22 protein-coding genes and 4 tRNA genes are annotated in these 22,573 nt (G+C 65.9%); 12 read left to right on the forward strand and 14 right to left on the reverse strand.

Annotation, left to right across the window (positions count from 1 at the left end; all coding sequences use genetic code 11):
• Positions 1-533 precede the first annotated feature (533 nt).
• Complete coding sequence (locus tag RSD66_RS10260; protein WP_415287613.1) at positions 534-839, reverse strand: SCP2 sterol-binding domain-containing protein; 306 nt, start codon at positions 837-839, stop codon at positions 534-536.
• A 199-nt stretch (positions 840-1,038) separates the two neighbouring features.
• On the opposite strand from RSD66_RS10260, the gene RSD66_RS10265 reads away from it, so the two are divergent.
• A complete protein-coding gene (locus RSD66_RS10265; protein WP_169469200.1) occupies positions 1,039-1,215 on the forward strand; it encodes a hypothetical protein in 177 nt (58 codons plus the stop codon).
• Positions 1,216-1,248: 33 nt separating this feature from the next.
• Here the strand turns inward: RSD66_RS10265 and RSD66_RS10270 are convergent.
• Positions 1,249-1,340: transfer RNA gene (locus tag RSD66_RS10270), tRNA-Ser, on the reverse strand.
• A gap of 132 nt (positions 1,341-1,472) precedes the next feature.
• Here RSD66_RS10270 and RSD66_RS10275 point away from each other — a divergent pair.
• Genes RSD66_RS10275 through RSD66_RS10290 form a run of 4 tightly spaced genes read left to right on the forward strand, consistent with a single transcriptional unit; the run spans position 1,473 to position 6,356 of the window.
• The gene (locus RSD66_RS10275; RefSeq protein ID WP_415287614.1) at positions 1,473-3,026 is read left to right on the forward strand and encodes an exopolysaccharide biosynthesis polyprenyl glycosylphosphotransferase; all 1,554 of its coding nucleotides are present in this window, start codon (positions 1,473-1,475) and stop codon (positions 3,024-3,026) included.
• Positions 3,026-4,477 carry a lipopolysaccharide biosynthesis protein gene (locus tag RSD66_RS10280; RefSeq protein WP_119412217.1) on the forward strand — a complete coding sequence of 484 codons (1,452 nt, stop codon included), beginning with the start codon at positions 3,026-3,028 and terminating at the stop codon, positions 4,475-4,477. The genes RSD66_RS10275 and RSD66_RS10280 overlap by 1 nt, the downstream gene beginning before the upstream one ends.
• Positions 4,474-5,406: a glycosyltransferase family 2 protein gene (locus tag RSD66_RS10285; RefSeq protein ID WP_415287615.1), complete on the forward strand. Its 933-nt coding sequence runs from the start codon at positions 4,474-4,476 to the stop codon at positions 5,404-5,406. The genes RSD66_RS10280 and RSD66_RS10285 overlap by 4 nt, the downstream gene beginning before the upstream one ends.
• Entirely contained in the window at positions 5,403-6,356 is a 954-nt protein-coding gene (locus RSD66_RS10290) for a glycosyltransferase (RefSeq protein WP_415287617.1), read from the forward strand. The genes RSD66_RS10285 and RSD66_RS10290 overlap by 4 nt, the downstream gene beginning before the upstream one ends.
• Here the strand turns inward: RSD66_RS10290 and RSD66_RS10295 are convergent.
• Positions 6,349-7,050, reverse strand: a complete 702-nt coding sequence (locus RSD66_RS10295; RefSeq protein ID WP_415287618.1) for a hfsB — start codon at positions 7,048-7,050, stop codon at positions 6,349-6,351. The genes RSD66_RS10290 and RSD66_RS10295 overlap by 8 nt on opposite strands.
• Before the next feature lie 84 nt (positions 7,051-7,134).
• On the reverse strand, positions 7,135-8,580 hold the full coding sequence (locus RSD66_RS10300; protein WP_024354155.1) for a GumC family protein: 1,446 nt from the start codon (positions 8,578-8,580) through the stop codon (positions 7,135-7,137).
• A gap of 125 nt (positions 8,581-8,705) precedes the next feature.
• Here RSD66_RS10300 and RSD66_RS10305 point away from each other — a divergent pair, with 125 nt between their 5' ends.
• Both RSD66_RS10305 and RSD66_RS10310 read left to right on the forward strand, forming a co-directional pair.
• Positions 8,706-9,434, forward strand: a complete 729-nt coding sequence (locus RSD66_RS10305) for a polysaccharide biosynthesis/export family protein (protein ID WP_415287619.1) — start codon at positions 8,706-8,708, stop codon at positions 9,432-9,434.
• A gap of 190 nt (positions 9,435-9,624) precedes the next feature.
• Positions 9,625-10,023 carry a hypothetical protein gene (locus tag RSD66_RS10310; RefSeq protein ID WP_415287620.1) on the forward strand — a complete coding sequence of 133 codons (399 nt, stop codon included), beginning with the start codon at positions 9,625-9,627 and terminating at the stop codon, positions 10,021-10,023.
• Positions 10,024-10,158: 135 nt separating this feature from the next.
• Here RSD66_RS10310 and RSD66_RS10315 read toward each other — a convergent pair.
• From RSD66_RS10315 to RSD66_RS10345, 7 genes are all read right to left on the reverse strand, one after another.
• Positions 10,159-10,235: transfer RNA gene (locus RSD66_RS10315), tRNA-Pro, on the reverse strand.
• A gap of 68 nt (positions 10,236-10,303) precedes the next feature.
• On the reverse strand, positions 10,304-10,783 hold the full coding sequence (locus RSD66_RS10320) for a DUF192 domain-containing protein (protein WP_415287621.1): 480 nt from the start codon (positions 10,781-10,783) through the stop codon (positions 10,304-10,306).
• 21 nt (positions 10,784-10,804) lie between these two features.
• Positions 10,805-11,344 carry a cold-shock protein gene (locus tag RSD66_RS10325; protein ID WP_303718325.1) on the reverse strand — a complete coding sequence of 180 codons (540 nt, stop codon included), beginning with the start codon at positions 11,342-11,344 and terminating at the stop codon, positions 10,805-10,807.
• Positions 11,345-11,526: 182 nt separating this feature from the next.
• Positions 11,527-11,601: transfer RNA gene (locus RSD66_RS10330), tRNA-Glu, on the reverse strand.
• A gap of 183 nt (positions 11,602-11,784) precedes the next feature.
• Positions 11,785-11,859 (reverse strand) — tRNA-Glu (locus tag RSD66_RS10335).
• A gap of 115 nt (positions 11,860-11,974) precedes the next feature.
• The gene (gene recJ, locus RSD66_RS10340; protein WP_415287622.1) at positions 11,975-13,777 is read right to left on the reverse strand and encodes a single-stranded-DNA-specific exonuclease RecJ; all 1,803 of its coding nucleotides are present in this window, start codon (positions 13,775-13,777) and stop codon (positions 11,975-11,977) included.
• A gap of 182 nt (positions 13,778-13,959) precedes the next feature.
• Positions 13,960-14,409 (reverse strand): hypothetical protein, encoded by a 450-nt coding sequence (locus RSD66_RS10345; protein WP_346523272.1) that lies wholly within the window; start codon positions 14,407-14,409, stop codon positions 13,960-13,962.
• 88 nt (positions 14,410-14,497) lie between these two features.
• Here RSD66_RS10345 and phaC point away from each other — a divergent pair, with 88 nt between their 5' ends.
• Positions 14,498-16,468 carry a class I poly(R)-hydroxyalkanoic acid synthase gene (phaC, locus tag RSD66_RS10350; protein ID WP_415287623.1) on the forward strand — a complete coding sequence of 657 codons (1,971 nt, stop codon included), beginning with the start codon at positions 14,498-14,500 and terminating at the stop codon, positions 16,466-16,468.
• Positions 16,465-16,842 carry a hypothetical protein gene (locus RSD66_RS10355; protein WP_415287625.1) on the forward strand — a complete coding sequence of 126 codons (378 nt, stop codon included), beginning with the start codon at positions 16,465-16,467 and terminating at the stop codon, positions 16,840-16,842. Before phaC ends, RSD66_RS10355 begins: the two co-directional genes overlap by 4 nt.
• A 19-nt stretch (positions 16,843-16,861) precedes the next feature.
• On the opposite strand, the gene argC is transcribed toward RSD66_RS10355, so the two are convergent.
• The 3 genes from argC to rplM all read right to left on the reverse strand — a co-directional run bounded on the left by argC (position 16,862) and on the right by rplM (position 18,868).
• Positions 16,862-17,797 carry an N-acetyl-gamma-glutamyl-phosphate reductase gene (gene argC / locus RSD66_RS10360; RefSeq protein ID WP_415287626.1) on the reverse strand — a complete coding sequence of 312 codons (936 nt, stop codon included), beginning with the start codon at positions 17,795-17,797 and terminating at the stop codon, positions 16,862-16,864.
• 106 nt (positions 17,798-17,903) lie between these two features.
• Positions 17,904-18,392 (reverse strand): 30S ribosomal protein S9, encoded by a 489-nt coding sequence (rpsI, locus tag RSD66_RS10365; protein ID WP_024354145.1) that lies wholly within the window; start codon positions 18,390-18,392, stop codon positions 17,904-17,906.
• A gap of 2 nt (positions 18,393-18,394) precedes the next feature.
• On the reverse strand, positions 18,395-18,868 hold the full coding sequence (gene rplM / locus RSD66_RS10370; RefSeq protein WP_181409293.1) for a 50S ribosomal protein L13: 474 nt from the start codon (positions 18,866-18,868) through the stop codon (positions 18,395-18,397).
• Between the two features lie 278 nt (positions 18,869-19,146).
• Here rplM and RSD66_RS10375 point away from each other — a divergent pair, with 278 nt between their 5' ends.
• The 3 genes from RSD66_RS10375 to ettA all read left to right on the forward strand — a co-directional run bounded on the left by RSD66_RS10375 (position 19,147) and on the right by ettA (position 22,553).
• Positions 19,147-19,758 carry a TIGR02466 family protein gene (locus RSD66_RS10375; protein ID WP_415287628.1) on the forward strand — a complete coding sequence of 204 codons (612 nt, stop codon included), beginning with the start codon at positions 19,147-19,149 and terminating at the stop codon, positions 19,756-19,758.
• A gap of 84 nt (positions 19,759-19,842) precedes the next feature.
• Positions 19,843-20,772, forward strand: coding sequence for an alpha/beta hydrolase (locus tag RSD66_RS10380; protein WP_415287629.1), 930 nt, complete (start codon positions 19,843-19,845; stop codon positions 20,770-20,772).
• Positions 20,773-20,885: 113 nt separating this feature from the next.
• Entirely contained in the window at positions 20,886-22,553 is a 1,668-nt protein-coding gene (gene ettA, locus RSD66_RS10385) for an energy-dependent translational throttle protein EttA (protein WP_024354141.1), read from the forward strand.
• The last annotated feature ends 20 nt before the right edge of the window (positions 22,554-22,573 follow it).

A 22,573-nucleotide genomic window follows, 5' to 3' on the forward strand; every position in this document is an offset into this window, starting at 1 on the left:
TGATTTCGTCGGTCGCCACCTTCTCGAAATGCAGGCCACGCGCAGGCGGTTCCGTCAGTCGTGATCCGGCCCTGGCGTGGGCTGACGGCCGCGACGACGCACACAGGGAAGAAGGTCATCGACCGCCGGCGCCGCCGGGAATGCAATAGCGCTCCATGACGCCAAAATAATAATGGCCGCGACAGCGGCGCCGAAGGAACAGCGCCCTTCTGAAAGGGTTTAATTCCCAGTTTCAGGAGAGTCCGTAATGATGACTCCGCAACACCCCTCGTTCCCTCAAAGCCCCCGTCCGGCCAAGCGCGGCCTCATGGACTGGCTGTTCGGCCGCCCGCCTGCCCCGCCCAGCAAATCAAGCACGAACCTTTATCTGGGCGACATCGTCGATGGAGACTTCAGTTCGCCCTCCGTCCATCACCATCATAAAAATCCGCCTGATCAGGCGCGATAGCCAGAGTTGCGACAGCCCCGCACAAATGAAAACGGCGCGGCCCCGTCGGAGCTGCGCCGTTGATCATCAGACCTTAAGCCCGTCGTCAGCCCTTGAGCAGCGGCGCCAGCTTCTGGGCGATCATCATGTCGCCGGCGATTTTCAGCTTGCCCTGCATGAAGGCCATCATCGGATCCAGGCGACCTTCGGCCAGGGCGACGAAATCGTCCCACTTGATCGAGACTGTGGCGTCGGCCGGCTTGTCGTCGTTGCTGACGGTGTTCGGAGCCGAGGAGCCGTCGATGAAGATCTTGCCGTCATCGCCGAAGTCCAGCTTCACGGTCTTGCCCAGACCCGAGTTTTCGCCGACGGCGGCGCGGATCTTGTCGGTGGCGAGGGCCAGATCGGCCATATGCGTCTCTCCCGTTGAGAAGTTGAGCCACAGGCCTAACCCGCGCGCCGCGCGGCGCCAAGATCACCCTAGGGAAGCTCGCCCCCGAATGCATTCCAAGGTGTGGGTTCCATCACATATGGCTCAGGTTACATGAGTTTGCGTTCGCGCCCGGCGGGACGGCCTAAAAGCAAAGAGTCTGCGTAACAAGGACTCCTCAATGACCCGCCTACTCACTCCCGAGGAAGTTCGCCTCGATCAACTGTGGCGCGAGCGTTTTGGCCAGCCTCTGCCCATGATCGGCGCGCCCGAAGTCGCGCGTCGCATCCTGCGCCAGCACGGCGTCGCCGTGCGCCGCCCTACCGACGCCAAAGCCGCTCCCTCCAAGGAAGGCTAAGGCTGCGTCATCATTTGTGAAGGTGAATGGTTCTGGCGGAGACGGAGGGATTCGAACCCTCGGTACCCCTTACAGGGTACGACGATTTAGCAAACCGTTGCCTTCAGCCACTCGGCCACGTCTCCGGCAGGCCGCGTGGATAGCGAGTCGCGCGACGCTTCGCAATGCGGAACTGACACCCTTTGTGTTAACCCGGCATAAGAGTGGCATGTGAGAGGGGATTATCGTCCCATTTTGCTCGATTTCGGGAAAGAGAATTGGCCATCACCCCTGCTGACACCCTGGCATCCGCGACGGATGGCGCGCGCGCATCTCGCGCCGCGACGACCGAATCGCGCGCCGCGGCGCCGACAGGGCCGACCGGGCGGACGCGGCGCGGGCCGCTGCGCCCAGAAGTCTGGCTGAACACCCGTCAACGCGCGGCCGCGCGGCGGCGCGTCTTCTATTTCCGAGGCATGGACATCGTCGCCTCTTCCTTCCTGTGCTTCATGGCCATCGACCGGCTGAACCCAGGCGGTTTGACGAAGGTCACCCTGCTCCAGGCCCTGCCGATCCTGATCGGCGCACTGGTCACCCTGGGCCTGATGCGCTCGCTGGGCCTGTATCGTTTTGACAGCAGCCGGGCGCCGGCGCGCCATCTGGCGGGGGTCGCTGTCGTGGCCGCCCTGGGCGGAGCCATCGCCTGCGCGCTGGGGCTGGTCCTGCCCGGCGAAACGCCCGTGGCCGAATACGGCTGGTGGGCGATTGCGTCCACGGTGGTGGTGACCGGCCTGCACACCATCTGGCGGATGCTGGTGGCTCAATGGAGAAACCGCGGCGACCTGACTCCCAATGTCGTCGTGGTCGGCGCCACGCGTCATGCCGAATCCCTGATCCGCGAGGCGCTGGATCGGCGCGACCTGAACATTCTGGGCGTCTTCGACGACCGCCTGGCCCGTACGCCTGACGCCCTGGCTGGAGTGCCGGTTCTGGGCGGCGCCGACGCCCTGCTGGACCATCGACTGACGCCCTATATCGACCGCGTCATCCTGGCCATCGACCCCAAGGCCGAAGAGCGGGTTCGCGCCCTGACGCGCCGGCTGGAAGTCCTGCCTATCCCGCTGACGCTTCTGGTCGACCCCAAGGGCGCCGCCCAACGCAATGAAGCGCTGGAGAAGCTGGCCTCGGCCTCCCTGCCCCTGCTGGGCGGCGCAGTGGACGGCGAGCGGCGCGCGTTCAACAAGCGGATCCTCGACATCATCCTGTCGGCGCTGGCTCTGGTCGCGCTCAGCCCGGTTCTGTTCCTGATCGGCCTGGCCGTGCGGCTGGACAGCAAGGGCCCGGCCCTGTTCCGCCAGCGCCGCCACGGCTTCAACCAGGAAGAGATCGTAGTGTGGAAGTTCCGCACCATGCGTCAGGAAGCCTCCGACGCCACCGCCAGCCGCCAGGTGACCGCCGGCGACGACCGCGTGACGCGCCTTGGCAGGTTTCTGCGCGCCACCAGTCTGGATGAACTGCCGCAGTTGGTGAATGTGCTGCGCGGCGAGATGTCGCTGGTGGGGCCGCGTCCGCACGCCATCGGCATGAAGACCGGAGACGCCGAGTCGGCGCGTCTGGTCGCTGAATACGCTCACCGTCACCGCATCAAGCCGGGCATGACCGGCTGGGCCGCCATTCAAGGCTCGCGCGGGCCGCTGCATACGGCCGACGAGGTGCGCCGCCGCGTGCAGCTCGATATCGAATACATCGAGCGCCAGTCCTTCTGGCTGGATCTGTGGATCATCGCCGTGACCGTTCCCGTTCTCCTGGGCGACCGGATGGCTGTCCGCTGATGTTCTGGCGAGGGGTTTTCGGCTACCTGCCGGCCAATATCGTGCAAGGCGTGGTCGGGTTTCTGACCATCATCATCTTTACGCGCCTGCTGTCGCCCGAGGACTTCGGCCGCTACGCCCTGGCCTATTCGGTGCTGACCCTGGCTCATGTGGCGACGTTCAGCTGGCTGGAAGCCTCAATGGCCCGCTTCTGGGCGGCGCAATCCGATGAAGCGCAGATGGCCGGACATTTCGCCAGCCTGTATCGCGCCGCCTTTCTGATCACCGCCGTCTTCGTGCCCGTCGTCGGCCTGCTGGTGTGGCTGTGGCCAATGCCGGACAGTTTCCGCCTGCCCCTGGCGGTGGCGTTGGCGGGCGTGCCGGTGCGCTGCTTCCTGAAGCTGGCGCAGGAACGGTTCCGCGCGGCGGGGAATGTCGGCCCTGCCGCCGCGATCGATATCTGGAGCGCGGTCGCCGGACTAATCTTCGGCGTCGGCCTGGCCCTGCTGGGGCTGGGGGCTGAGGCCCCGCTGGCGGGTATGCTGCTGGCGCCGCTGGCCGCCCTGCCCTTCATCCTTCCCGCCGAACTGCGCGAGGCCAGGCGCGGACGGCTGGATCGCCAAAGGCTGAAAGCCTACGCCGTCTATGGCTATCCCATCGCCGTCGGTCTGGGGCTGACCGTGGTGCTGGCCTCGACGGACCGCTTCCTGCTGGCCCTGTTCATGAACGAGGCGGCGGTCGGCGCCTATCACGCCGCCTACAGCATCGCCAACCGGACGCTGGACGTGATGTTCGTCTGGCTGGGCGCTGCGGGCGCTCCCGCCCTCGTCATGGCGCTGGAGCGCGGCGGGCGCGCAGACCTTCAGGCCGCCGCGCGAGAACAAGCCTCGACCCTGGTGCTGATCGGCCTGCCCGCCGCCGTGGGCGTAGCCCTGGTCGCGCGGCCGCTGGCCGAGTTCATGATCGGCGAAGACCTGCGCACGGTCGCCGCCTCCGTCACGCCGTGGGTCGCGCTGGGCGCCTTCCTGTCGGGCATGACGACCTATTATTTCGGACAGGCTTTCACGCTGGGCCGCCGCACCGGCTGGCTGTTGCTCGCCATGAGCATTCCGGCGGGCAGCAACATCATCCTGAATATCCTGTTGATCCCGCGCTTCGGCGTCATGGGCGCGGCCTGGGCGACAGCGATCAGCTTTGCACTGGGCCTGAGCGCCTCCATGACCATCGGCCGCCGCATCCTGCCGCTGCCCGTGCCGTGGAACGCGCTGGCGCGCTGCGGCCTGGCGGCCGCCGTCATGGCCGCCGCCGTGCTGTTGCTGCCGCCGATCGGAGGTTTCGCGGAACTCATGATGGACGCCGCCGTAGGCGTAGCCGTGTACGGCGTCGTCGCCTACGCCCTGAACGCCGCGGGCGTGCGCGACCTGCTGCGTCGCCTGCGCGGCTTCCTGCAGGCGCGAAAGGCGGCGGCATGAGCGTCTCGGTTCACGACAACACGGCATGGGCGGCGGCGACGCCCGTCCTGTCGGTGCTGATGCCCTTCCTGCGCGACGATCCGTCAGTGCTGCTGCGGATGCTGGACCGCGAGGCTCATGCCGTCGCAGAGCGCGCCGAGTTGATCATTCTCGACGACGGCACAGCGGACCCGGCCCTGACCGCGCGCCTCACCGCCCTGATCAACGCCCTGTCCCTGCCTGCCCGACTGATCACCCTGAACGCCAACGAGGGGCGCTCAAAAGGGCGCAACCGCCTGGCCGAGGCCGCGCGCGGCCGCTTCCTGCTGTTCCTGGACAGCGACATGCGCCCCGATCATCCGCGCTTCCTCAGCGACTGGGTCGATCTGGCCATAAAGGATGACCCGGCCGTGGCGTTCGGCGGGTTCTCCCTGCTTCAGGCGCCGACCGACGCGCGCTTCGCCGTCCATCGGCAGATGGCCGCGCGCTCCGACTGCATCTCCGCCGATCAGAGGGCGCTGCAGCCGGAAAAATACGTCTTCACCTCCAACCTTCTGGTGCGCCGGGACGTGTTCGACACCGAGAGCTTCGACGCCGGTTTCAGCGGCTGGGGCTGGGAGGACGTCGAATGGGCCATGCGCGTCTCGCGCCGGTTCACGGTCACGCACATCGACAATCCGGCCACCCACATGGGTCTGGACACGGTCGAGGCCCTCGCCGCCAAATATGAGCAATCGGCGCCCAACTTCGCCCGTGTGGCCGCCCGCCACCCTGACTTCGTCGCCGCCTATCCCAGCTATCGCGTGGCGAAGAAGCTGAAGGCCGTGCCCGGTCTGCGTCTGATCCGGCCGCTGTTCAAACAGGCGGCGCGCATCGGCCTGCTGCCCCCCGCCGTACGCGGCCTCAGCCTGCGGCTGTATCGCGCCGCCCTCTATGCAGAGGCGATATGAGCAGCCCTGACGTCGCCGTCGTCATTCCGACCCTGCGTCGCCCGGATGAGCTGACCCGCGCCCTGCGCTCGGTCTTTGCGCAACAGGGCGCCGAGAGCCGCCTGCGCGAAATCGTCGTCGCCGACAACGACCCCGAGGCCAGCGCCCGCGCGACGGTCGAGGCGTTGAAGGGCGAATCGCCGGTCCCGCTGATCTGGACCCACGCGCCCCGCCCCGGCGTCGCCACCGCGCGCAACACAGGCCTTTCCGCCACGCAGGCGCCGCTGATCGCCTTTCTCGACGATGACGAGGCCGCCAGCCCCGGCTGGTTGGCCGCCCTGTTGCGCGGTCAGGCAGCGACCGGCGCCGACGCCGTGTTCGGCCCGATCCGGGGGCGCGTGCCAGAAGAAACCGGCTGGGCGACGTCCTATCTGGAAAGCTTCTTCGGTCGCGAAGGACCTGAAGGCGATCAGTTGATCGACGAGCCCTACGGCTGCGGCAACTCTCTTCTGGTGCGCGCCACCGCCCTGCCCGGCGAAGCGCCCTTCCACGTCGGATCGGATCAGATCGGCGGAGAGGACGATGTCCTGTTCGCCGCCTTGAAGGCGCGCGGCGGCCGGTTCGGCTGGGTGGCCGACGCCTGGGTGGACGAGTTCGCTCCCCCGCATCGGGCCACCCTGCGCTACGCCCTGACCCGCGCCTTCGCCTATGGTCAGGGCCCCAGTCAGACAGCCGCCGAAGCGCGCGACTGGTTGGGCGTAGGCCGTTGGATGGCCATCGGCGTGGTCCAGACGCTGGTCTGGGGCGCAGCAGCCCTCGCCCTGACCATTATGGGCCGCGCCAGCCGCGCCCAGATGGCCGACCGCGCCGCGCGCGGTCTAGGCAAGATCATGTGGATGAAGGGGTTCGAGCCGCGCTTCTATGGCCAGAGCGAGCTGGACCGCCTGAACCGGTTGAGCCGGTCTAGCTGAAGAACCGCTTCAGCAGTTTGGGCGGACTCCAGGTCGAGCGGTTCATCACCAGACCCGCGACACGGCCCCCGGCGGCGTCGATCTCCTCGCGCAGGGCGGCAGGCGCGGCCGCGCCAGTGCTGTCCGCCGCCACCACCATCACCGTTGAGTCCGCCAGCGGCGCCAGCGTCAGGGCCATGTCGCTACGGTCCGCCGCCGGGGCGTCGATCACCACGGTGTCGGCATGCGCCCGCAGCCGGGTCCAATAGCGCGGATCATCGACCGCCTCGACCCGCTGGCCTGCACGCAGCAGCTCCATATGGAAGCGGGTGACATACAGCCGCCCTCCCAGACAGGCCTTGGCCGTCAGGATGCGTCCCGGCGCAGCGGGCTTGCCGTCACGGCCACGCAACGGCGGCGACACGGCGTAGAAGGCCGATCCGTCCGGCGACGCCCGCACAGACGACCCCAGGCGCCCGAACCGGTCCGGCTCGGCGGCGATCTGATCCATCTGTCCCTGCTGCGACAGGTCGCCGTCGATCAGCCAAACCGGACGGCGTCCACGCACGGCGGCCATACGGGCGAACTCTCGCGCCACCGTCGAGACGCCTTCGCCCGATGTCGCGGCGGCGAACAGGATCACGCGGCCGCGATGCGCCGGGGCCGGCCCCAGCGCAGCCCACAGGCCAGCCATCTCTGTCGTCAGATCGACCATGCGAATCGGTTACGCGCGCGCCATTTGGCGCAACCTAGCACGAGCCGTCCGCCGGTCATCGCCGCGTACCAGCGTCATACGCGCTCAGGCGCTCTTGGCCGGCGCCACGGCCAGCACCGGCGCATTGAGGGTACGGCTCAGGGTCGCGGGCATGGCGAATCCCGGCCGCAGCAGCACCCGCAGCAGGCCGACGCACAGGGCGGTGAAGCCGGCGAACAGGAAGACGGCGATCATCAGCGGCGCCTTCAGGCTCTTGCCCTTCGACGGCGGCTGGGCGCGCTCGATGACCGTGACGTTGTCGGCGCCCGCCTTGACCAGTTCATTGTCGGCGCGGCTCTGGGTTTCGCGCTGCTGGAACTCGCGGATCGAGGCGGTCAGCACCTCGCGGTTGCCCGCCAGTGTCGAGTTGCGCGACTCCAGTTCGGTCAGGCGCGACTGACGCGCGCGCAGGTCCGACAGTTGCCGATCCAGCACGGCCAACCGCGCCGCCAGCGAGTCCCTCTCGGCCTGAGCGTTGATGCGGGTGGTCTCCAGCTCGACCCAGATCGGGTTCGGTCCCGTGCGGACCTCCTTGGCGCCGACCGCCGTGCCGGTGCCGACATAGGTCTGAAGCTGGGCGATCTTGGCGTCGATCTCGCGCACCGGCTGGGCGTCGGCCTGATAGCGGGCCAGCAGGCTCTCACGCTCGGTGCGCAGTTGTAGGATCAGGTCCTGAGCCGAGACGTTCAGATCCTTGTACAGGGCCACCTCCGACGGTGTCCGCGACAACTGGCTGACGAGGGTCGACAGGCGCTGCGACGCCTGTTGCAGTTGAGCCTGAACGCCCATCCGCTCGGTGAAGATCGACTGATAGGTGCTGGCGACCGTCGCCCGAGCCGTGGCGAAATCGCCGATGTTATTGGTGCGCAGGAAGTCTTCATAAGCGCGGTCAGCGTCGCCCAGCTCATCTTCGAACGTCTGGCGCTGAGTGCGGATCGCCGCCGTCGCGCGGTCCTGGAAGACCTCGCGGCGATAGGTCAGATACTGGTCAATGACCGTGTTCAGGACCCGCGCCGACTTGGCCGGATCATCGCTCTTGTAGCTCAGGCCGATCACCGGGCTCAGCGGCGTCACCTCGACGCCCAGACCGCTGGCGACCGCGCGAACCGCCGAGGCCTCGCGGCGGGCCGGATCAGCGGGCGGGGGCGCATCGGGGCTCTGGAAGCTCTCGACGCCCAGGGCGCGCACCACGCGACGCTTGACCTCCAGACTGTTCAGAATGGCGGCTTCGGACTGAGCCACCTCGGCGGCCGAAGGGGGCATAGCCCGCTCGCCCAGACCGACGCGCGGCTGGTAGACATATTCCTGGCCCACGCCGACAAACAGGCTGGCTCCAGCCGTGTAGGTCTTCTTCATCGTCATCACGACAGCAGCGCCGATGCCGAAGAGCACCGCAAAGATGACGATCATCAACAGCAGCTCCCGGAACAGCAGGGCCACGACGTCCATGACGCCGTACCGGGGACGAGTTGCTGTGACGTGCGAACGCATACGGGCCGGATTATCCACCAGTGTCAGACCGGGACACCTTGAAGCGTTGGCGTTAACCGGCCGTTACCCATAAGGCGTCAACTTGGAGGAACTTCAGTTTCGCAATCGATCGGACCCGGCCGCTCATGGACTTTGATCGCCGCCTGCTTCTTCTGGCGCTGGGCGCTGGCCTGACCGGCTGCGCGGCCGGCGGTCGCAACGGCGGGTCAGCCGCCCTGCCCCGGCCCCAGACGGTGGCGGACCTGCCGCGTGACCTGCCCTTTGCGCCGTGGACCGATATCGAACCTGAATACCGCCTCTACGCCGGAGACGAGATCGAGGTCGCCCTGCCCACCGCGACCGAACTGACTCGCCAGTTGAAGATCGGCCCGGATGGACGGGTCTCGCTGCCGCTCGTCGGACATGTGACCGCCGCCGAGCGCAGCCTGTCGGAGCTTGAGGGCGACATCTCGGCCGGTTACGCCCCTCACCTGCTGCGCCCCGAGGTCGAGGTGACGCTGCGCCAGGCCGGTCCGCTCAAGGTCTGGATCGACGGCGAGGTCCGCAATCCCGGCATGTTCGACATGCCCGGCCAGATCGACGCCTATCAGGCCCTGATCATGGCGGGCGGCGCCCTGCCGACCTCCAACGCCCGCAACTGCGCCCTGATCCGACGCGGACCGGGCGATCTGCGCATGCTGAAAGTGCTGGACCTGCGCGCGCCGCGCGGCGAAATTCTACCCTTACGTCGCGGCGACATCATCTTCGTTCCGCGCTCGACGCTTGGCGAACTGGCAGCCTTCTTCACCCAGTTCCGCGCCGCCCTGCCGATCGGCTTCTCCTACGCCATCAACGGCGGCTACGCCTCGACGTAATGTGGGTCAGAGCGATGCGGCGATAAGTGAAGCCGCGTCATCGTCCCTATGGATCGCGAAGCCCGTCTTACAGGCCCGAGCGAACTTCGCTTCACAACCCTTTGCGGACATTCACTTCGGGTCGATACTGTCGGGTGGAATGATCAGACACACGACTGCCATCACTGCAATCCTATGGACCGCTGGATGTGTGAGCGAACCTGTCGTCGCGCGAGTCGAAAGTGTTGCTCATTCAAGTAGAAACGTGATGATAACGCTCGACGTTTCCGATCGCTTATTCGACATGCTCCAAGGCCGCGATTTCTTCAGTCGCGCCTCGATTGAGCTGGTTAACCCGGGCACGCAAGTTAGAATTTTGGCGGACGAACCGATATCAAGCACGGCGACTGAAGAGAAAGACAAACGCGTTGTTGCCCACTTCCAGTGTCCTGCAACCCCGAACCGCCCAGAAGCACTCATTCTAAATGGGGCCTCTAGCTATGAGGTAGAGGTCACTTGGAACGCCCACATGTTTATCGGCTCGCGAGGAGCTTTGCGGGTGCGGCTGCCAGACAAGTTACTATGCGAGACCGCAGGCAACGTCGGCTAACTACCCATAGCTGAAGTTGAAAGGGTCTGTTTTGGGGAAACCAAAACCAGCGCCGATCGAGAAAACCGATTGAGAGTCAGCGCTTGCGCGCGTGGACGCGTGTAAAACTCATCCAGCCCAAAAGGGCTTAAACCGTGGTCGGGGCGAGAGGATTCGAACCTCCGACCCTCTGGTCCCAAACCAGATGCGCTACCAGGCTGCGCCACACCCCGGACCGACGGAGCGCTCTCATGGCACGTCGGCGGCGACGCCGCAACGGCCTAAGCGGCGCCTTAGTCGGTCAAGGGCGAAAGAAAGGGTGTTTCACCGTGTCGCCCGGCTTGGCGCCGATCTCGTCCGCCCGTCCCGCACGCAGTTCCAGCACCCCGTTGGCTGCGCCGTTCGAGGGAATGGGCGCCTCTGAGTTCGGCGTCGTGTGGCTGGCGATGGAGACGATGCGGCCGCGCGGATCGATGTAGAGGATGTCCAGCGAACTGGGCGTGTTCTTCATCCAGAAGCTCTGCTCGGACGCCGCCGGAAACTGGAACAGCATTCCGCGATCGTCTTCCAGCGGCGGGCGGAACATCAGGCCGCGCGCGCGCTCGGCGTCGTCGTCCGCGATTTCCACCATGAATTTGTGCTCGCCCGTCGATGTAACGATGGACAGGGCCTCAAGCGGTTGCCCTGCGCCATCCATCGGCCCGGTGCGCGCGCAGGCCGAAGCCGTCACGGCGATCCCCAGGGCCGCCCCCAGAGCCAAACGGCGAGTAAGGTTCATCATCATCGTCCCTTACGGACGAACTCAGCCGCCCGGTCTGATATCAGCCACCACGAGGCCCTTGGGACCTTCGGCGAAGCGAACGCTGACCGGATCGCCCGGCAGCAGGTCGTCCAGGCCGCAGCGTCGCAGCGTCTCGACGTGAACGAAGATATCGCCATCCTGGCCGTCACGCACCACGAATCCATAGCCCTTGGTGCGATTGAACCATTTGACCACAGCCGCTTCCAACGGCGTGTCAGCAGAGAAAGCCTGACCAATGGACGAGGGCCGGATGCTTTCCCGGCGCGTCACAGGCGCCGCCACGGCCGCATCCAGATCAATGACCGTCACAACCTGCCAGCCCTTGGTCCGCTTGGCGCATTCGCAGGTGATGGCCGCGCCCTCACCCGCCAGTTCGTGCCCGGCCTGGCGCAGGCTGGTGACATGAAGCAGGACATCACGAGATTCAGTCAGAGCCGGATCGTCAGGAACGATGAAGCCGTATCCCTTGCCCGCGTCAAACCATTTGACCGTGCCCGCGACCTTTACGGTCTCAAGCGTATCGCTCTCTTCGAAACTCATCACCTAACACCCCCGCCCGAACACACCGGGACAGTCACCATAACACGGGTACACCAAGATTGGCAATCTCGCTGCCCATTTTACGCCACATTATTGTCAAGAACGCAAGGCGGCGCGCAACTGCGCGTTGCAATGACGCGCTGAAGGATTTTGACGATGTCGGGGGGAGATAAAACTCCGCGTGGCAGTCCCTAGGGGAATCGAACCCCTCTTTTCAGGTTGAAAACCTGACGTCCTAACCGATAGACGAAGGGACCGCTGCGCGGAGGAGCGGCCTGATAGCCGTCCCTTTTCGACGACGCAAGAGGCTGCTGCGCGCTTTTTCAAAAAAACGGCAAGTCGACCGTCCGGCGCGGATCGGCGCGTACGAAACAAGTACGCAGACGCGCGAAATCACGGCGGTGAAACAGCTTGAATTGTCAGGGGAGATAAACTCCGCGTGGCAGTCCCTAGGGGAATCGAACCCCTCTTTCCAGGTTGAAAACCTGGCGTCCTAACCGATAGACGAAGGGACCGCTGCGCGGAGGACCGTGTAGATAGCCGCCGATTCCGCCTATGGCAAGCTCGGCGAAGCGGATTTATGCGACTTTTTCAAAGACCTGCGTCGTTTCACGGCCAAGGCTGACGGTTTCAGACCATGCGCGGATCGGCGACGTCCTCGATCTCGAACTGCACGCCGCGACGGCCGTTCCAATCGTCGGCTTTCAAGCGGCCCGCCAGGTTCAACCCGCCCTGCCCCGCCAGCAGCGCCTTGCCCATCGGCAGATCGGCGCAGCGCCAAGCGATGGCCCGCACCGAGGCGCCGTCCGGCCCGACCAGACGGCACCGAACATGGCCGCCGTTCATGGCGACCGGCTCGCGCGCCTGCACCCCTTCCAGCGCGAACAGGGATTCGGGGTTGGCGGGACCATAGGGCGCCAGTTGCTCGAACGCATCGAACAGATCGCGGGTGGCGGCGCGCGGATCGATCAGGGCGTCGATCTCGACCCAGTCCTGAGCCACCGCCTCAACGCGTTCGGCCGACAGGCGGTCGTTGAGGAAGGCGCGCAGTTCGTCGATGCGGTCGGCCGCGATCGTCAGCCCCGCCGCCATGGCGTGACCGCCGCCCGCGATCAGCAGCCCCTCGTTCCACGCCGCCTGCACCGCTCGGCCCAGATTCATGCCCGGCTGTGACCGACCCGAGCCCTTGCCCACGCCGTTGATGGCGTCGACGCCGATGACGATGACCGGCTTCCTCCAGCGTTCGCGCAGGCGCCCGGCGACAATGCCGACCACGCCGGGGTGCCAGTCTTCGCCGCTGACAACTACGGCGGCGCTGTCGTCGGCATGGGCGCCCGTCGCCTCGACGCGGCGGACAGCCTGTTCCGTGACTTCGGCCTCGACCTCGCGTCGGGCCAGGTTCAGGGCGTCCAGCTCCTGCGCCAGCATGCGCGCTTCATCGGGATCATCGGTAGACAACAGGCGCGCGCCCAGATCCGACTTGCCGATCCGACCGCCCGCATTGATACGCGGTCCTAGGATGAAGCCCGCGTGGTTGGTCTTGGCCGGTCCCGGCTCGGCGCCCGCAGCCGCCAGCAGGGCGCGCAGACCCGGATTGCGCCAGTGCGACATGACCCCCAGCCCCAGACTGGTCAGGGCGCGGTTGAAGCCGGTCAGGCCCGTCACGTCGCAGATGGCGCCCATGGCGGTCAAATCCAGCCATTGACGGATATCAGGCTCGGCCCTGTCCTCAAAAAGACCGCGCCCGCGCGCCTCGCGGTTCAGCGCCGCCAGCAGGACGAAGACCACGCCCGCCGCCGCCAGATTGCCCTGCCCCGAGCCGCAGCCCGGCCGGTTCGGATTGACCACAGCGAGGCAGGCGGGCGGTTCTTCGCGCATCATGTGGTGGTCGATGACCACGACCTTCAGGCCGATGGCCGCCGCATGGGCCACCGCCTCATTGGCCGCCGCGCCGCAGTCGACGGTAATGACCAGATCGGCGCCGCGCGCCTTCAGCGTGTCAAAGGCCCGCGCGCTGGGGCCGTAACCCTCGGTCAGGCGATCCGGCACATAGATCGGCAGGTCGGCGCCCAGCGCCCGGAACCAGCGGACCAGCAGGGCCGCGCTGGACGCCCCGTCCACATCGTAATCGGCGAAGACGTGGATGCTGGCGTCGCCCTGCAAGGCATCGACGATCGCGGCGGCTGCGGCGTCCATGTCCATGAAGCTGGACGGATCGGGAAACAGCGCCTTCAGCGTCGGTTTCAGGAAGTCTGCGCCCTGATCCGCCGCCACGCCGCGCGCCGACAGGGCGCGGGCCATCACCTCGTCCAGCCCCAGCGCCTGCATATGGGCGCGGGTCGTCGCCGCTTCGGCCGGACGCTGCCGCCACGCCCGCCCCGACAGAGAGCGGCTGACGCCCAGAAAGGCGGACGCGCCGTAACCGTCCGCCATCAGAAGGTCCGTCCGACGAAAAAAGCGGCGATGAAGACAGAACGGGCCATGCGGACCTTTGCAGCAGATTCGAGCGACGGCCCTGCGGCCGAAGCGTTCAGGATCGCGGGATTCGAGACTGGACGCGATCTGCGCGCCTCATGCCTCCTAAATCGCGGCTGCGTCCAAGGCGGTCGTGCGCCTCAGAAACGCGGGCGGTCGATAGGCGGCGGCGGCGTGGCGCGCCGGCGCAACTCCTCGGCGTAGGCTTCGACCTCCTGCGCCGTCTTCAGCGTCTGGGGCGACATCTGGCTGGCGTCCAGGCGACGATTGATCTCGGCGAGAAACGCGGCTGGGTCGCTGTTCAGCGTCCAGTCGATACGGGCCATCTCGGCCGTCAGAGCAGCGCTGCGGCCTTGCAGGCGTCCCACATCGGCGGCGATTTCAGTCGGCGGCGGCAAGGGCGTACTGCTGCGCGGGAAATCGGCCCAGCGCGGATATTGGCGATTCTCGTCCACCAATTGCTGGATGCGGGGCGCCAACGGCGAGGTCGGGTCGGTTTTCGGCTCGAAAGCCCCGACGCAGCCGCCCAAAATCAGCGCTGAACCGAGGGTCGCCCCCCAGGCCGCCGTCCATCCCGTCTTTTTCAGCATAAGCGCGTTCATTTCCGTTACTGACATATGCCATCATCGCGTCGGGAGGAAGGCGCGCGCATTCGCTCGTCCCCAACGGAGATTCGCCATGGCCAAGCGCCCGACCAAGGCCCCGCTCCAGCAGACAGCGCCCGCCGAGGCGCCCGCGCCGCGCAAGGCTGGCCGCCCGACCTCAGCCAAGCCGCGCGCCAGGAAGGCCGCTGCACCGCCTGAACAGCCGCAACCGGCGCCCGCCCCGGAACCGACGCCGCAGGACGAAGCCCCCTCCTCCGCGCCCGACTTCATGGCCTTCAGCACCGAACAGCGTCAGCAGTTGGAAACCCTGTCGTTGAACCTCGCCAAGGCGGCGATGATGGCTCAGACGGCGGTGGCCGAGGCGGCTCTATCGCAGGCCGACCGTCCCGCCGCCCTGTCGCCCGACCCGTTCAATGTGGCCCCGGCCATGTCCTCGGTCATGACCAGTCTGGCCGCCCGCCCCGAAAAGCTGTTTCAGGCCCAGGCCGACCTGTTCGGCCGCTATATGGAGCTGTGGTCGACCACGACCCGCCGGGCGATGGGTGAGACGGTCGACAGCCCCGCCCCGTCCGACAAGCGGTTCCGCGACCCGGCGTGGTCCGAGAACCCCATGTTCGACATGATGCGCCAGTCCTATCTGGCCACCTCGGACTGGATGAACAGCCTGGTCTCCAGCGTCGAGGATGTGGACCCGCGCGTGAAACGCCGCGCCGAGTTCTTCACCCGCCTGCTGACCGACGCCTTCTCGCCCGCCAACTTCCTGGCGTCGAACCCTGTGGCGCTGAAGGCCTTGGCCGAGACCAGCGGCGAATCCCTGGTGCGCGGGATGCAGAACTTCGCCGCCGATCTGGAGCGCGGCGCCGGGTCGCTGAAGATCAGTCAGGCCGATTATGGCCGCTTCGTCCTGGGCGAAAACGTCGCCACGGCGCCGGGTCAGGTCGTCTGGCGCGACGAGCTGTTCGAGCTGATCCAGTACGACGCCGCGACGGATCAGCAGCACGCCATTCCGCTGCTGATCTTCCCGCCGTGGATCAACAAATTCTACATCATGGACCTGCAGCCGGCGAATTCCCTGATCCGCTGGCTGAGCGCGCAGGGCTTCACCGTCTTCGTCTGCTCGTGGGTCAACCCGGACCGCGACAAGGCTGAGTTCGGCCTCGACGACTATATGAAGAAGGGCGTCTATCGCGCCGTCGAGAAGACGCTGGAGCAGACCGACCAGAAACATCTGAACGCCGTCGGCTACTGCATCGGCGGCACCATGCTGGGCGCCACCCTGGCGCACATGGCGGCCAAGGGGGACGACCGCGTCGCCTCCGCCACCTTCTTCGCGGCCCAGCACGACTTCGCCGAGGCGGGCGACCTGCTGCTGTTCACCGACGAGCACTGGCTGGCCGAGATCGAGCGGCTGATGGACGAGGCGGGCGGCGTCCTGCCCGGCACGGCGATGGCCGACACCTTCAACGCCTTGCGCGCCAATGACCTGATCTGGTCCTTCTTCGTGTCCAACTATCTGATGGGCAAGGCGCCGCCCGCCTTCGACCTTCTGGCGTGGAACGCCGACCAGACGCGGATGCCCAAGCGGCTTCACCTGCAATACCTGCGCCTGATGTACGGCCAGAACGCCCTGGCGAAGGGCGAACTGAAGATCGACGGCGAGGCCATCGACCTGTCGAAGGTCCGCATCCCCCTCTACTTCCAGGCCAGCCGCGAGGACCACATCGCACCGATGAACTCGGTCTATCGCTCGGCGCGGCTGTTCGGCGGGCCGGTGACCTATACGCTGGCCGGATCGGGCCACATCGCCGGGGTCATCAACCCGCCGTCTGCCAACAAGTATCAGCACTGGGTCAACGCCGCCCTTCCCGAAACCCTTGAGGAATGGCAAGCGGAGGCGCAGTTGCATCCAGGCAGTTGGTGGTCGCACTGGGCGGACTGGCTGGGCGCGAAGTCGGGCGAGAAAATCTCTGCTCGCGATCCTGAAACCGGGCCGCTGAAGCCTATCGAACCGGCGCCCGGCGCCTATGTGAAAGTGAAGTCTTGAAGCGTATCGAGCCCAACCTGCTGCTGGCCGTCGCCACGGCCATTCCGCTGATCCTGCTGATCGCCACGGCGACCCTGTTCGGCGCGCCGGGCCAACTGATCAAATATCTGGTGATCGCTCTCGTCGTGCCCGCGGCTTTCGTGCCGCTGAACGGCATGATGGCCAGGCGGATGGGAATGCAGCGTCCGCCGATGATCCATCCTCACGCCGCCTCGACCGCCGTCTGGGCCAGCCTGTTTCCGGCGCTGATCATCCTGGCGGCGGGCGTGCCGCTGGTCTTCCCCGGACACGATTACGGCCTGCTGATCATCATCGCCGCCGTCTTCTTCGGCGGGACGGTGGAGTCAGCGGTCAAGGCTGCGCGGGCGCACTGATCGTGCGCCCCGGCCGGCCTCACTTGAGGCCGGTCGCCTCGTCCAGACCCAGCATGATGTTCAGGTTCTGGACCGCCGCGCCCGAAGCGCCCTTGCCCAGATTGTCCAGCAGGGCGACCAGACGCGCCTGCTCCCCGCCTCGATCGCCGAAGACGTGCAGGCGCATACGGTTGGTGCCGTTCAGGCCCTCAGGCTCTATGCCGGTCATGGCTTCGGTCTCGTCGATCTCGGCCACCTCGACGAAACGCTGCCCCTCATAAGCTTCGACCAAAGCGCCGTGCAGCCGCTCGACCGAAGGCGTTTCAGGCAGGGCCGACAGGTGCAGCGGGACCTCGACCAGCATCCCCTGACGATAATTCCCCACGGCTGGTGAGAACAGCACCGGACGTGACAGGCCCGCGTGCTTCGTCATCTCCGGCACATGCTTGTGCTTCAGCGTCAGGCCATAGGCGCGGAAGGCGGTCGAGGCGCCCTCAGCCTCGAACTCCGCAATCATGGCCTTGCCGCCGCCGGAGTAGCCGGACACCGCATTGATCGTGACGGGCCAGTCAGTCGGGACCAGTCCCGCCCTCACCAAGGGCCGCATCAGGCCGATGAAGCCGGTCGGATAGCAGCCGGGGTTCGACACCCGCGTCGAGGCGGCGATGGCTGCGCGCTGGTCCGCATCCATCTCCGCGAAGCCATAGGTCCAGCCGTCCGCCACGCGATAGGCGGTCGAGGCGTCGATGACCCGCACCTTGGGATTCTCGATCATCGATACGGCCTCGCGGGCCGCATCGTCAGGCAGGCACAGGATGACCGCATCGGCGCTGTTCAGCGCCTCGCGCCGCGCCTCGACATCGCGTCGGCGGTCGCCCAGCAGCATCAGTTCCAGATCGCCGCGCGCCTCCAGACGCTCGCGGATCTCCAGCCCCGTGGTCCCGGCCTCGCCGTCGATGAAGATGGTGTGGGTCATCTCATGCTCCCGAAATGCCCCTTCCGTTGCGGGAAAAGGGCAAAAGAAAAAGGCGCCTCGGGTTTCCCCGAAGCGCCCTTTGTATTCCCAGTCGCGGGTTCGCGACTTAGCGCTTCGAGAACTGGAAGGACTTGCGCGCCTTGGCGCGGCCGTACTTCTTACGCTCGACGACGCGGCTGTCGCGGGTCAGGAAGCCGTGCGGCTTCAGAACCTTGCGCAGTTCCGGCTCGTAGTGGGTCAGGGCGTGCGACAGGCCGTGGCGGATGGCGCCGGCCTGGCCCGACAGGCCCGAGCCCTCGACGGTGCAGATCACGTCGTACTGGGTGGCGCGGTCCGAGACGTTCAGCGGCTGGGCGACCATCATCTGCAGCACGGGGCGAGCGAAATACGCAGCCACGTCCTTGCCGTTCACGGTGATCTTGCCGGTGCCGCGCTTCACCCACACGCGGGCGATGGCGTTCTTGCGCTTGCCGGTCGAGTACGAGCGGCCGAGGGCGTCGATCTTCGGCTCGCGGACGATTTCCTCGGCAGCAGCAGTGCCCAGGCCCTTCAGGGCGTCAAAGCCGGCGGCGGTGTCTTGAGTCACGTCGGTCATGCTCAGGCGCTCCGGGTGTTCTTGGACGACATCGACTTGAAGTCGATGGTCGTGGGCTGTTGGGCTTCGTGTTCGTGAGCCGCGCCGGCGAACAGGCGCAGGTGGGTCATCTGCTTGCGAGCCAGCGGCGACTCCTTGGGCAGCATGCGCTCAACGGCCTTCTCGAGCACGCGCTCGGGGAAACGACCGCCCAGAACCTTCTCCGGGGTGGTTTCCTTGATGCCGCCGGGGTGGCCGGTGTGGCGATAGTAGACCTTGTCGGTGTTCTTCTTGCCGGTGAACACCACCTTGTCGACGTTGGTGACGACGACGTAGTCGCCGCAGTCAACGTGCGGGGTGTAGGTCGGCAGGTGCTTGCCGCGCAGGCGGTTGGCGATGAAGGTCGCGAGGCGGCCCACCACGACGCCTTCGGCGTCGATGTGGATCCACTTCTTCTCGACCTCGGCCGGCTTCAGCGAAGCCGTAGTGCTCTTCAGCATGATGAGGGTCCTGGAAGACGAAAAACGCGGCTCGATCCGGACGGATTGAGCGGAGGCCGTGCTGATAGAGGGTCCACACGCAGAGGTCAACGCCGCTCGCGACACCAATAACACACCAAATCATTGAAAAATATCGACTATTTGTTAATGGTATTAAAATACCCGATCCATTTGGCGCAAAACACGTGGGCCAAAGACCGGAAAACGCCGCTCAACCCTCCCGGCGCGACGGTTTTCATCTTCTCGCACGAATCCAGACGCGGTAATCGCGGGCCATGCCCTCTCGCTCCCTGTTCCCGACCCAGGTGTATGACGCCTCCCTCGTCTCGGCGCGCGGCTGGAGCGAACTGCACGAGGAGTTGCTGGACCTGTGCCTGGTCATGGCTGAGGAGGACGAGGCCGGGATCGAATGGTGCCGGGCCAACCACTATCCGGGCTATACCTCCTATGGCTCGATCAACGACCTGCCTCAGCGGTTTCCCGAGTTCGCCGAGTTGAAGAAGCTGCTGGACAAGCATGCGGCGCTCTTCGCCCAGAGCCTGCATTTCGATCTGGCGAAAAAGCTGCGGCTCGACAATCTGTGGGTCAATGTCCTGATGCCCGGCGGCGGGCATACAGGCCATATCCACCCACACGCCGTGCTGTCCGGCACTCTTTATATCCACGTGCCCGACGGCGCCTCCTCGCTGAAGATCGAAGACCCGCGCCTGGCCATGATGATGGCCCGTCCCGGCCTGACCGCCGAAGCGAGCGAAGCGGAACAGCCCTTCGTCTATCTGAAGCCGGCGCCCGGCACGGTGCTGATGTGGGAAAGCTGGCTGCGTCACGAAGTGCCCGCCAACCGCGCCGAAGAACAGCGCATCTCCATCAGCTTCAACTACGCCTGAGGCCGACGAGGACCGATATACGCCCTTCCGCCGCCGCATTTCTCGCGAAACCTGCGTCAGCGGCCAAGCTTTGGAGGGGAATGGATGCGGGTTTTCAACACGGCGGCGACGATCGCCATGTTTGCAACAGGCGCACTTCTGTTGGGTGCGTGCGGCGAGAAGGCGGACGCCGTGACCGCGACCTCGAACGCCTCTGCGAGCGCTGATGGCGCGCCCTATGTGTTGCAGGGCACCCAGGTCTGGAGCGTGCCGGACCCCGTATCCGGTCGGAACTATCAGGTCTTCGTCAGCTTGCCAGCCAGCTATGAGGCCGAGCCGAACCGCCGCTATCCGGTCCTCTATGTCACAGACGCCGATTACGCCTTTCCCATCATTCGCCAGATCGCCCGTCGGGTTAATCTGGAGGGGCCAGTGGTGCAGGACTTCATCCTGGTCGGCCTGTCCTACGCCGAGGGCGACAAGGGCGCCGAAAGCCGCCGCCGCGACTACACGCCGACGCCCAATGGGCCGAACAATTCCGCCGGAGACATTCACGGCGGCGGTGCGGCCTATCAGACCTATCTGAAGTCACAGGCCCTGCCGTTCATCGAGCAGAAATTCCGCGCCGATCCCGCACAACGCGTGCTGTTGGGGCATTCCTATGGCGGCCTGTTGGGCGCCCAGATCCTGTTCAGCGATCCGGCGATGTTCAGCGGCTACGTCCTGGGGAGTCCGTCGCTGTGGTACGATAAACGTCATATGCTCGGGGTCGAAGCCGACTATGCCCGCACCCATGATGATCTGAAGGCGCAGGTCTTCATGTATGTCGGCGGCTATGAGGTTCCCGGCTCTGACCGCCGCAACACCAGCGGCGCCGATCTGGTGGCTGATATGAAGACGCTGCAGGGCAATCTGCTGTCTCGCAACTATCCGGGTCTGAAGGTCAGTTCGATCGTGCTGGAAGACGAGGATCACCTGACGGTCGCTCCGATCGGCTTCACACGCGCACTGGAAGCGGTCTTGCCAGCGCGCTGAAGACCGCCATTGAAAAGCCGCGCCCCTGTCCGAAGATTTGCCCAAAGCCTTCGGGGTCGCTACATCCTCCGGCAACTTCCCATCCGCACTGAATCAAAGGCGCGACGCGACGCATGGCGCAACAATATATCTTCCAGATGCAGGGCCTGACCAAGGCCTATCCCGGCGGCAAGAAGGTCTTCGAGAACATCTGGCTCAGCTTCTACAACGACGCCAAGATCGGCGTCGTCGGGGTCAACGGCTCGGGTAAGTCGACCCTGCTGAAGATCATGGCCGGCCTGGACCACGAGTTTCAGGGCGAGGCCCGCGCCGCCGACGGCGTCAAGCGCGGCTATCTTGAACAGGAGCCTCAGCTCGATCCGGCTCTGAACGTTCGCCAGAACGTCGAGGCCTGGTGCGAAGAGAAGCAGTGGGTCAACCGCTTCAACGAAGTCGCCAACGAGCTGGGCGAAAACTACACCGACGAACTGATGGAGGAGATGACCGCCCTCCAGGAGAAGATCGACGCCGGCGACGTCTGGGACATCGACAGCCGCATCGATCAGGCCATGGGCGCCCTGCGCTGCCCGCCGGACGACTGGGAAGTCACCAATCTGTCGGGCGGTGAAAAGCGCCGCGTGGCCCTGGCCCGCCTGCTGCTGTCCAAGCCCGACATGCTGCTGCTCGACGAACCGACCAACCACCTGGACGCCGAGTCGGTGGCCTGGCTGCAGCACCACCTGGAGAACTTCCCCGGCTGCGTCATCCTGGTGACCCACGACCGCTACTTCCTGGATCTGGTGACCAAGTGGACGCTGGAACTGGACCGCGGCAAGGGCCACCCCCACGAGGGCAACTATTCCTCGTGGCTGGAAGCCAAGACCAAGCGCGTCGTGCAGGAGCAGTCGGAATCCGAAGCCCGCCAGCGCGCCCTCACCCGCGAGCTGGAATGGGTCCGCTCGGGCGCGAAGGCCCGCCAGGCCAAGTCCAAGGCCCGTCTGGCCGCCTACGAGAAGATGGTCGCCGAGCAGGAGAGCTCCGCCAAGGCTCAGTCCTTCGCCGCCATCCAGATCCCGCCTGGCCCGCGTCTGGGCAACGTCGTTCTGGAAGTGACCGGCCTGAAGAAGGCCTATGGCGACAAGGTTCTGTTTGACGACCTGAACTTCAAGCTGCCGCCCAACGGCATCGTCGGCGTCATCGGCCCCAACGGCGCCGGCAAGTCGACCATGTTCAAGCTGATCACCGGCCAGGAACAGCCCGATGGCGGCACGATCAAGGTGGGCGAAACGGTCAAGCTGGCCTATGTCGACCAGTCGCGCGACGACCTGAAGCCGGACGACACCATCTGGCAGGCCATTTCGGGCGGCACCGACGTGATGATGGTCGGCAAGCGCGAGATCAACACGCGTGCTTACGTCGGCTCGTTCAACTTCAAGGGCGGCGACCAGCAGAAGAAGGTCGGCCAACTGTCAGGCGGTGAGCGTAACCGCGTCCACCTGGCCAAGACCCTGGCCACCGGCGGCAACCTGATCCTGCTCGACGAACCGACCAACGACCTGGACATCGAAACCCTGCAGAACCTCGAAGAGGCGCTGGAAGAATTCGCCGGCTGCGCCGTGGTCATCAGCCACGACCGCTGGTTCCTGGACCGTCTGGCCACCCACATCCTGGCCTTTGAAGGCGACGGCCACGTCGAATGGTTCGAGGGCAACTTCGAAGCCTATGAACAGGACAAGATGCGCCGCCTGGGCGCGGACAGCATCATTCCCAAGCGCATCCAGCACCAGAAGTTCGGTCGCTGATCCAGTGCACAGACTGACAA

Source organism: Brevundimonas sp. S1H14 (assembly GCF_047716865.1).
Taxonomy (GTDB): domain Bacteria; phylum Pseudomonadota; class Alphaproteobacteria; order Caulobacterales; family Caulobacteraceae; genus Brevundimonas; species Brevundimonas naejangsanensis.

Coding starts and splice junctions, on each gene's coding strand:
- RSD66_RS10260 (WP_415287613.1), bottom strand. CDS start 839: ATGGCCGATCTGGCCCTCGCCACCGACAAGATCCGCGCCGCCGTCGGC.
- RSD66_RS10265 (WP_169469200.1), top strand. CDS start 1,039: ATGACCCGCCTACTCACTCCCGAGGAAGTTCGCCTCGATCAACTGTGG.
- RSD66_RS10280 (WP_119412217.1), top strand. CDS start 3,026: ATGTTCTGGCGAGGGGTTTTCGGCTACCTGCCGGCCAATATCGTGCAA.
- RSD66_RS10285 (WP_415287615.1), top strand. CDS start 4,474: ATGAGCGTCTCGGTTCACGACAACACGGCATGGGCGGCGGCGACGCCC.
- RSD66_RS10290 (WP_415287617.1), top strand. CDS start 5,403: ATGAGCAGCCCTGACGTCGCCGTCGTCATTCCGACCCTGCGTCGCCCG.
- RSD66_RS10295 (WP_415287618.1), bottom strand. CDS start 7,050: ATGGTCGATCTGACGACAGAGATGGCTGGCCTGTGGGCTGCGCTGGGG.
- RSD66_RS10300 (WP_024354155.1), bottom strand. CDS start 8,580: ATGCGTTCGCACGTCACAGCAACTCGTCCCCGGTACGGCGTCATGGAC.
- RSD66_RS10305 (WP_415287619.1), top strand. CDS start 8,706: ATGGACTTTGATCGCCGCCTGCTTCTTCTGGCGCTGGGCGCTGGCCTG.
- RSD66_RS10320 (WP_415287621.1), bottom strand. CDS start 10,783: ATGATGAACCTTACTCGCCGTTTGGCTCTGGGGGCGGCCCTGGGGATC.
- RSD66_RS10325 (WP_303718325.1), bottom strand. CDS start 11,344: ATGAGTTTCGAAGAGAGCGATACGCTTGAGACCGTAAAGGTCGCGGGC.
- recJ (WP_415287622.1), bottom strand. CDS start 13,777: ATGGCGGACGGTTACGGCGCGTCCGCCTTTCTGGGCGTCAGCCGCTCT.
- RSD66_RS10345 (WP_346523272.1), bottom strand. CDS start 14,409: ATGCTGAAAAAGACGGGATGGACGGCGGCCTGGGGGGCGACCCTCGGT.
- phaC (WP_415287623.1), top strand. CDS start 14,498: ATGGCCAAGCGCCCGACCAAGGCCCCGCTCCAGCAGACAGCGCCCGCC.
- argC (WP_415287626.1), bottom strand. CDS start 17,797: ATGACCCACACCATCTTCATCGACGGCGAGGCCGGGACCACGGGGCTG.
- rpsI (WP_024354145.1), bottom strand. CDS start 18,392: ATGACCGACGTGACTCAAGACACCGCCGCCGGCTTTGACGCCCTGAAG.
- RSD66_RS10375 (WP_415287628.1), top strand. CDS start 19,147: ATGCCCTCTCGCTCCCTGTTCCCGACCCAGGTGTATGACGCCTCCCTC.
- RSD66_RS10380 (WP_415287629.1), top strand. CDS start 19,843: ATGCGGGTTTTCAACACGGCGGCGACGATCGCCATGTTTGCAACAGGC.
- ettA (WP_024354141.1), top strand. CDS start 20,886: ATGGCGCAACAATATATCTTCCAGATGCAGGGCCTGACCAAGGCCTAT.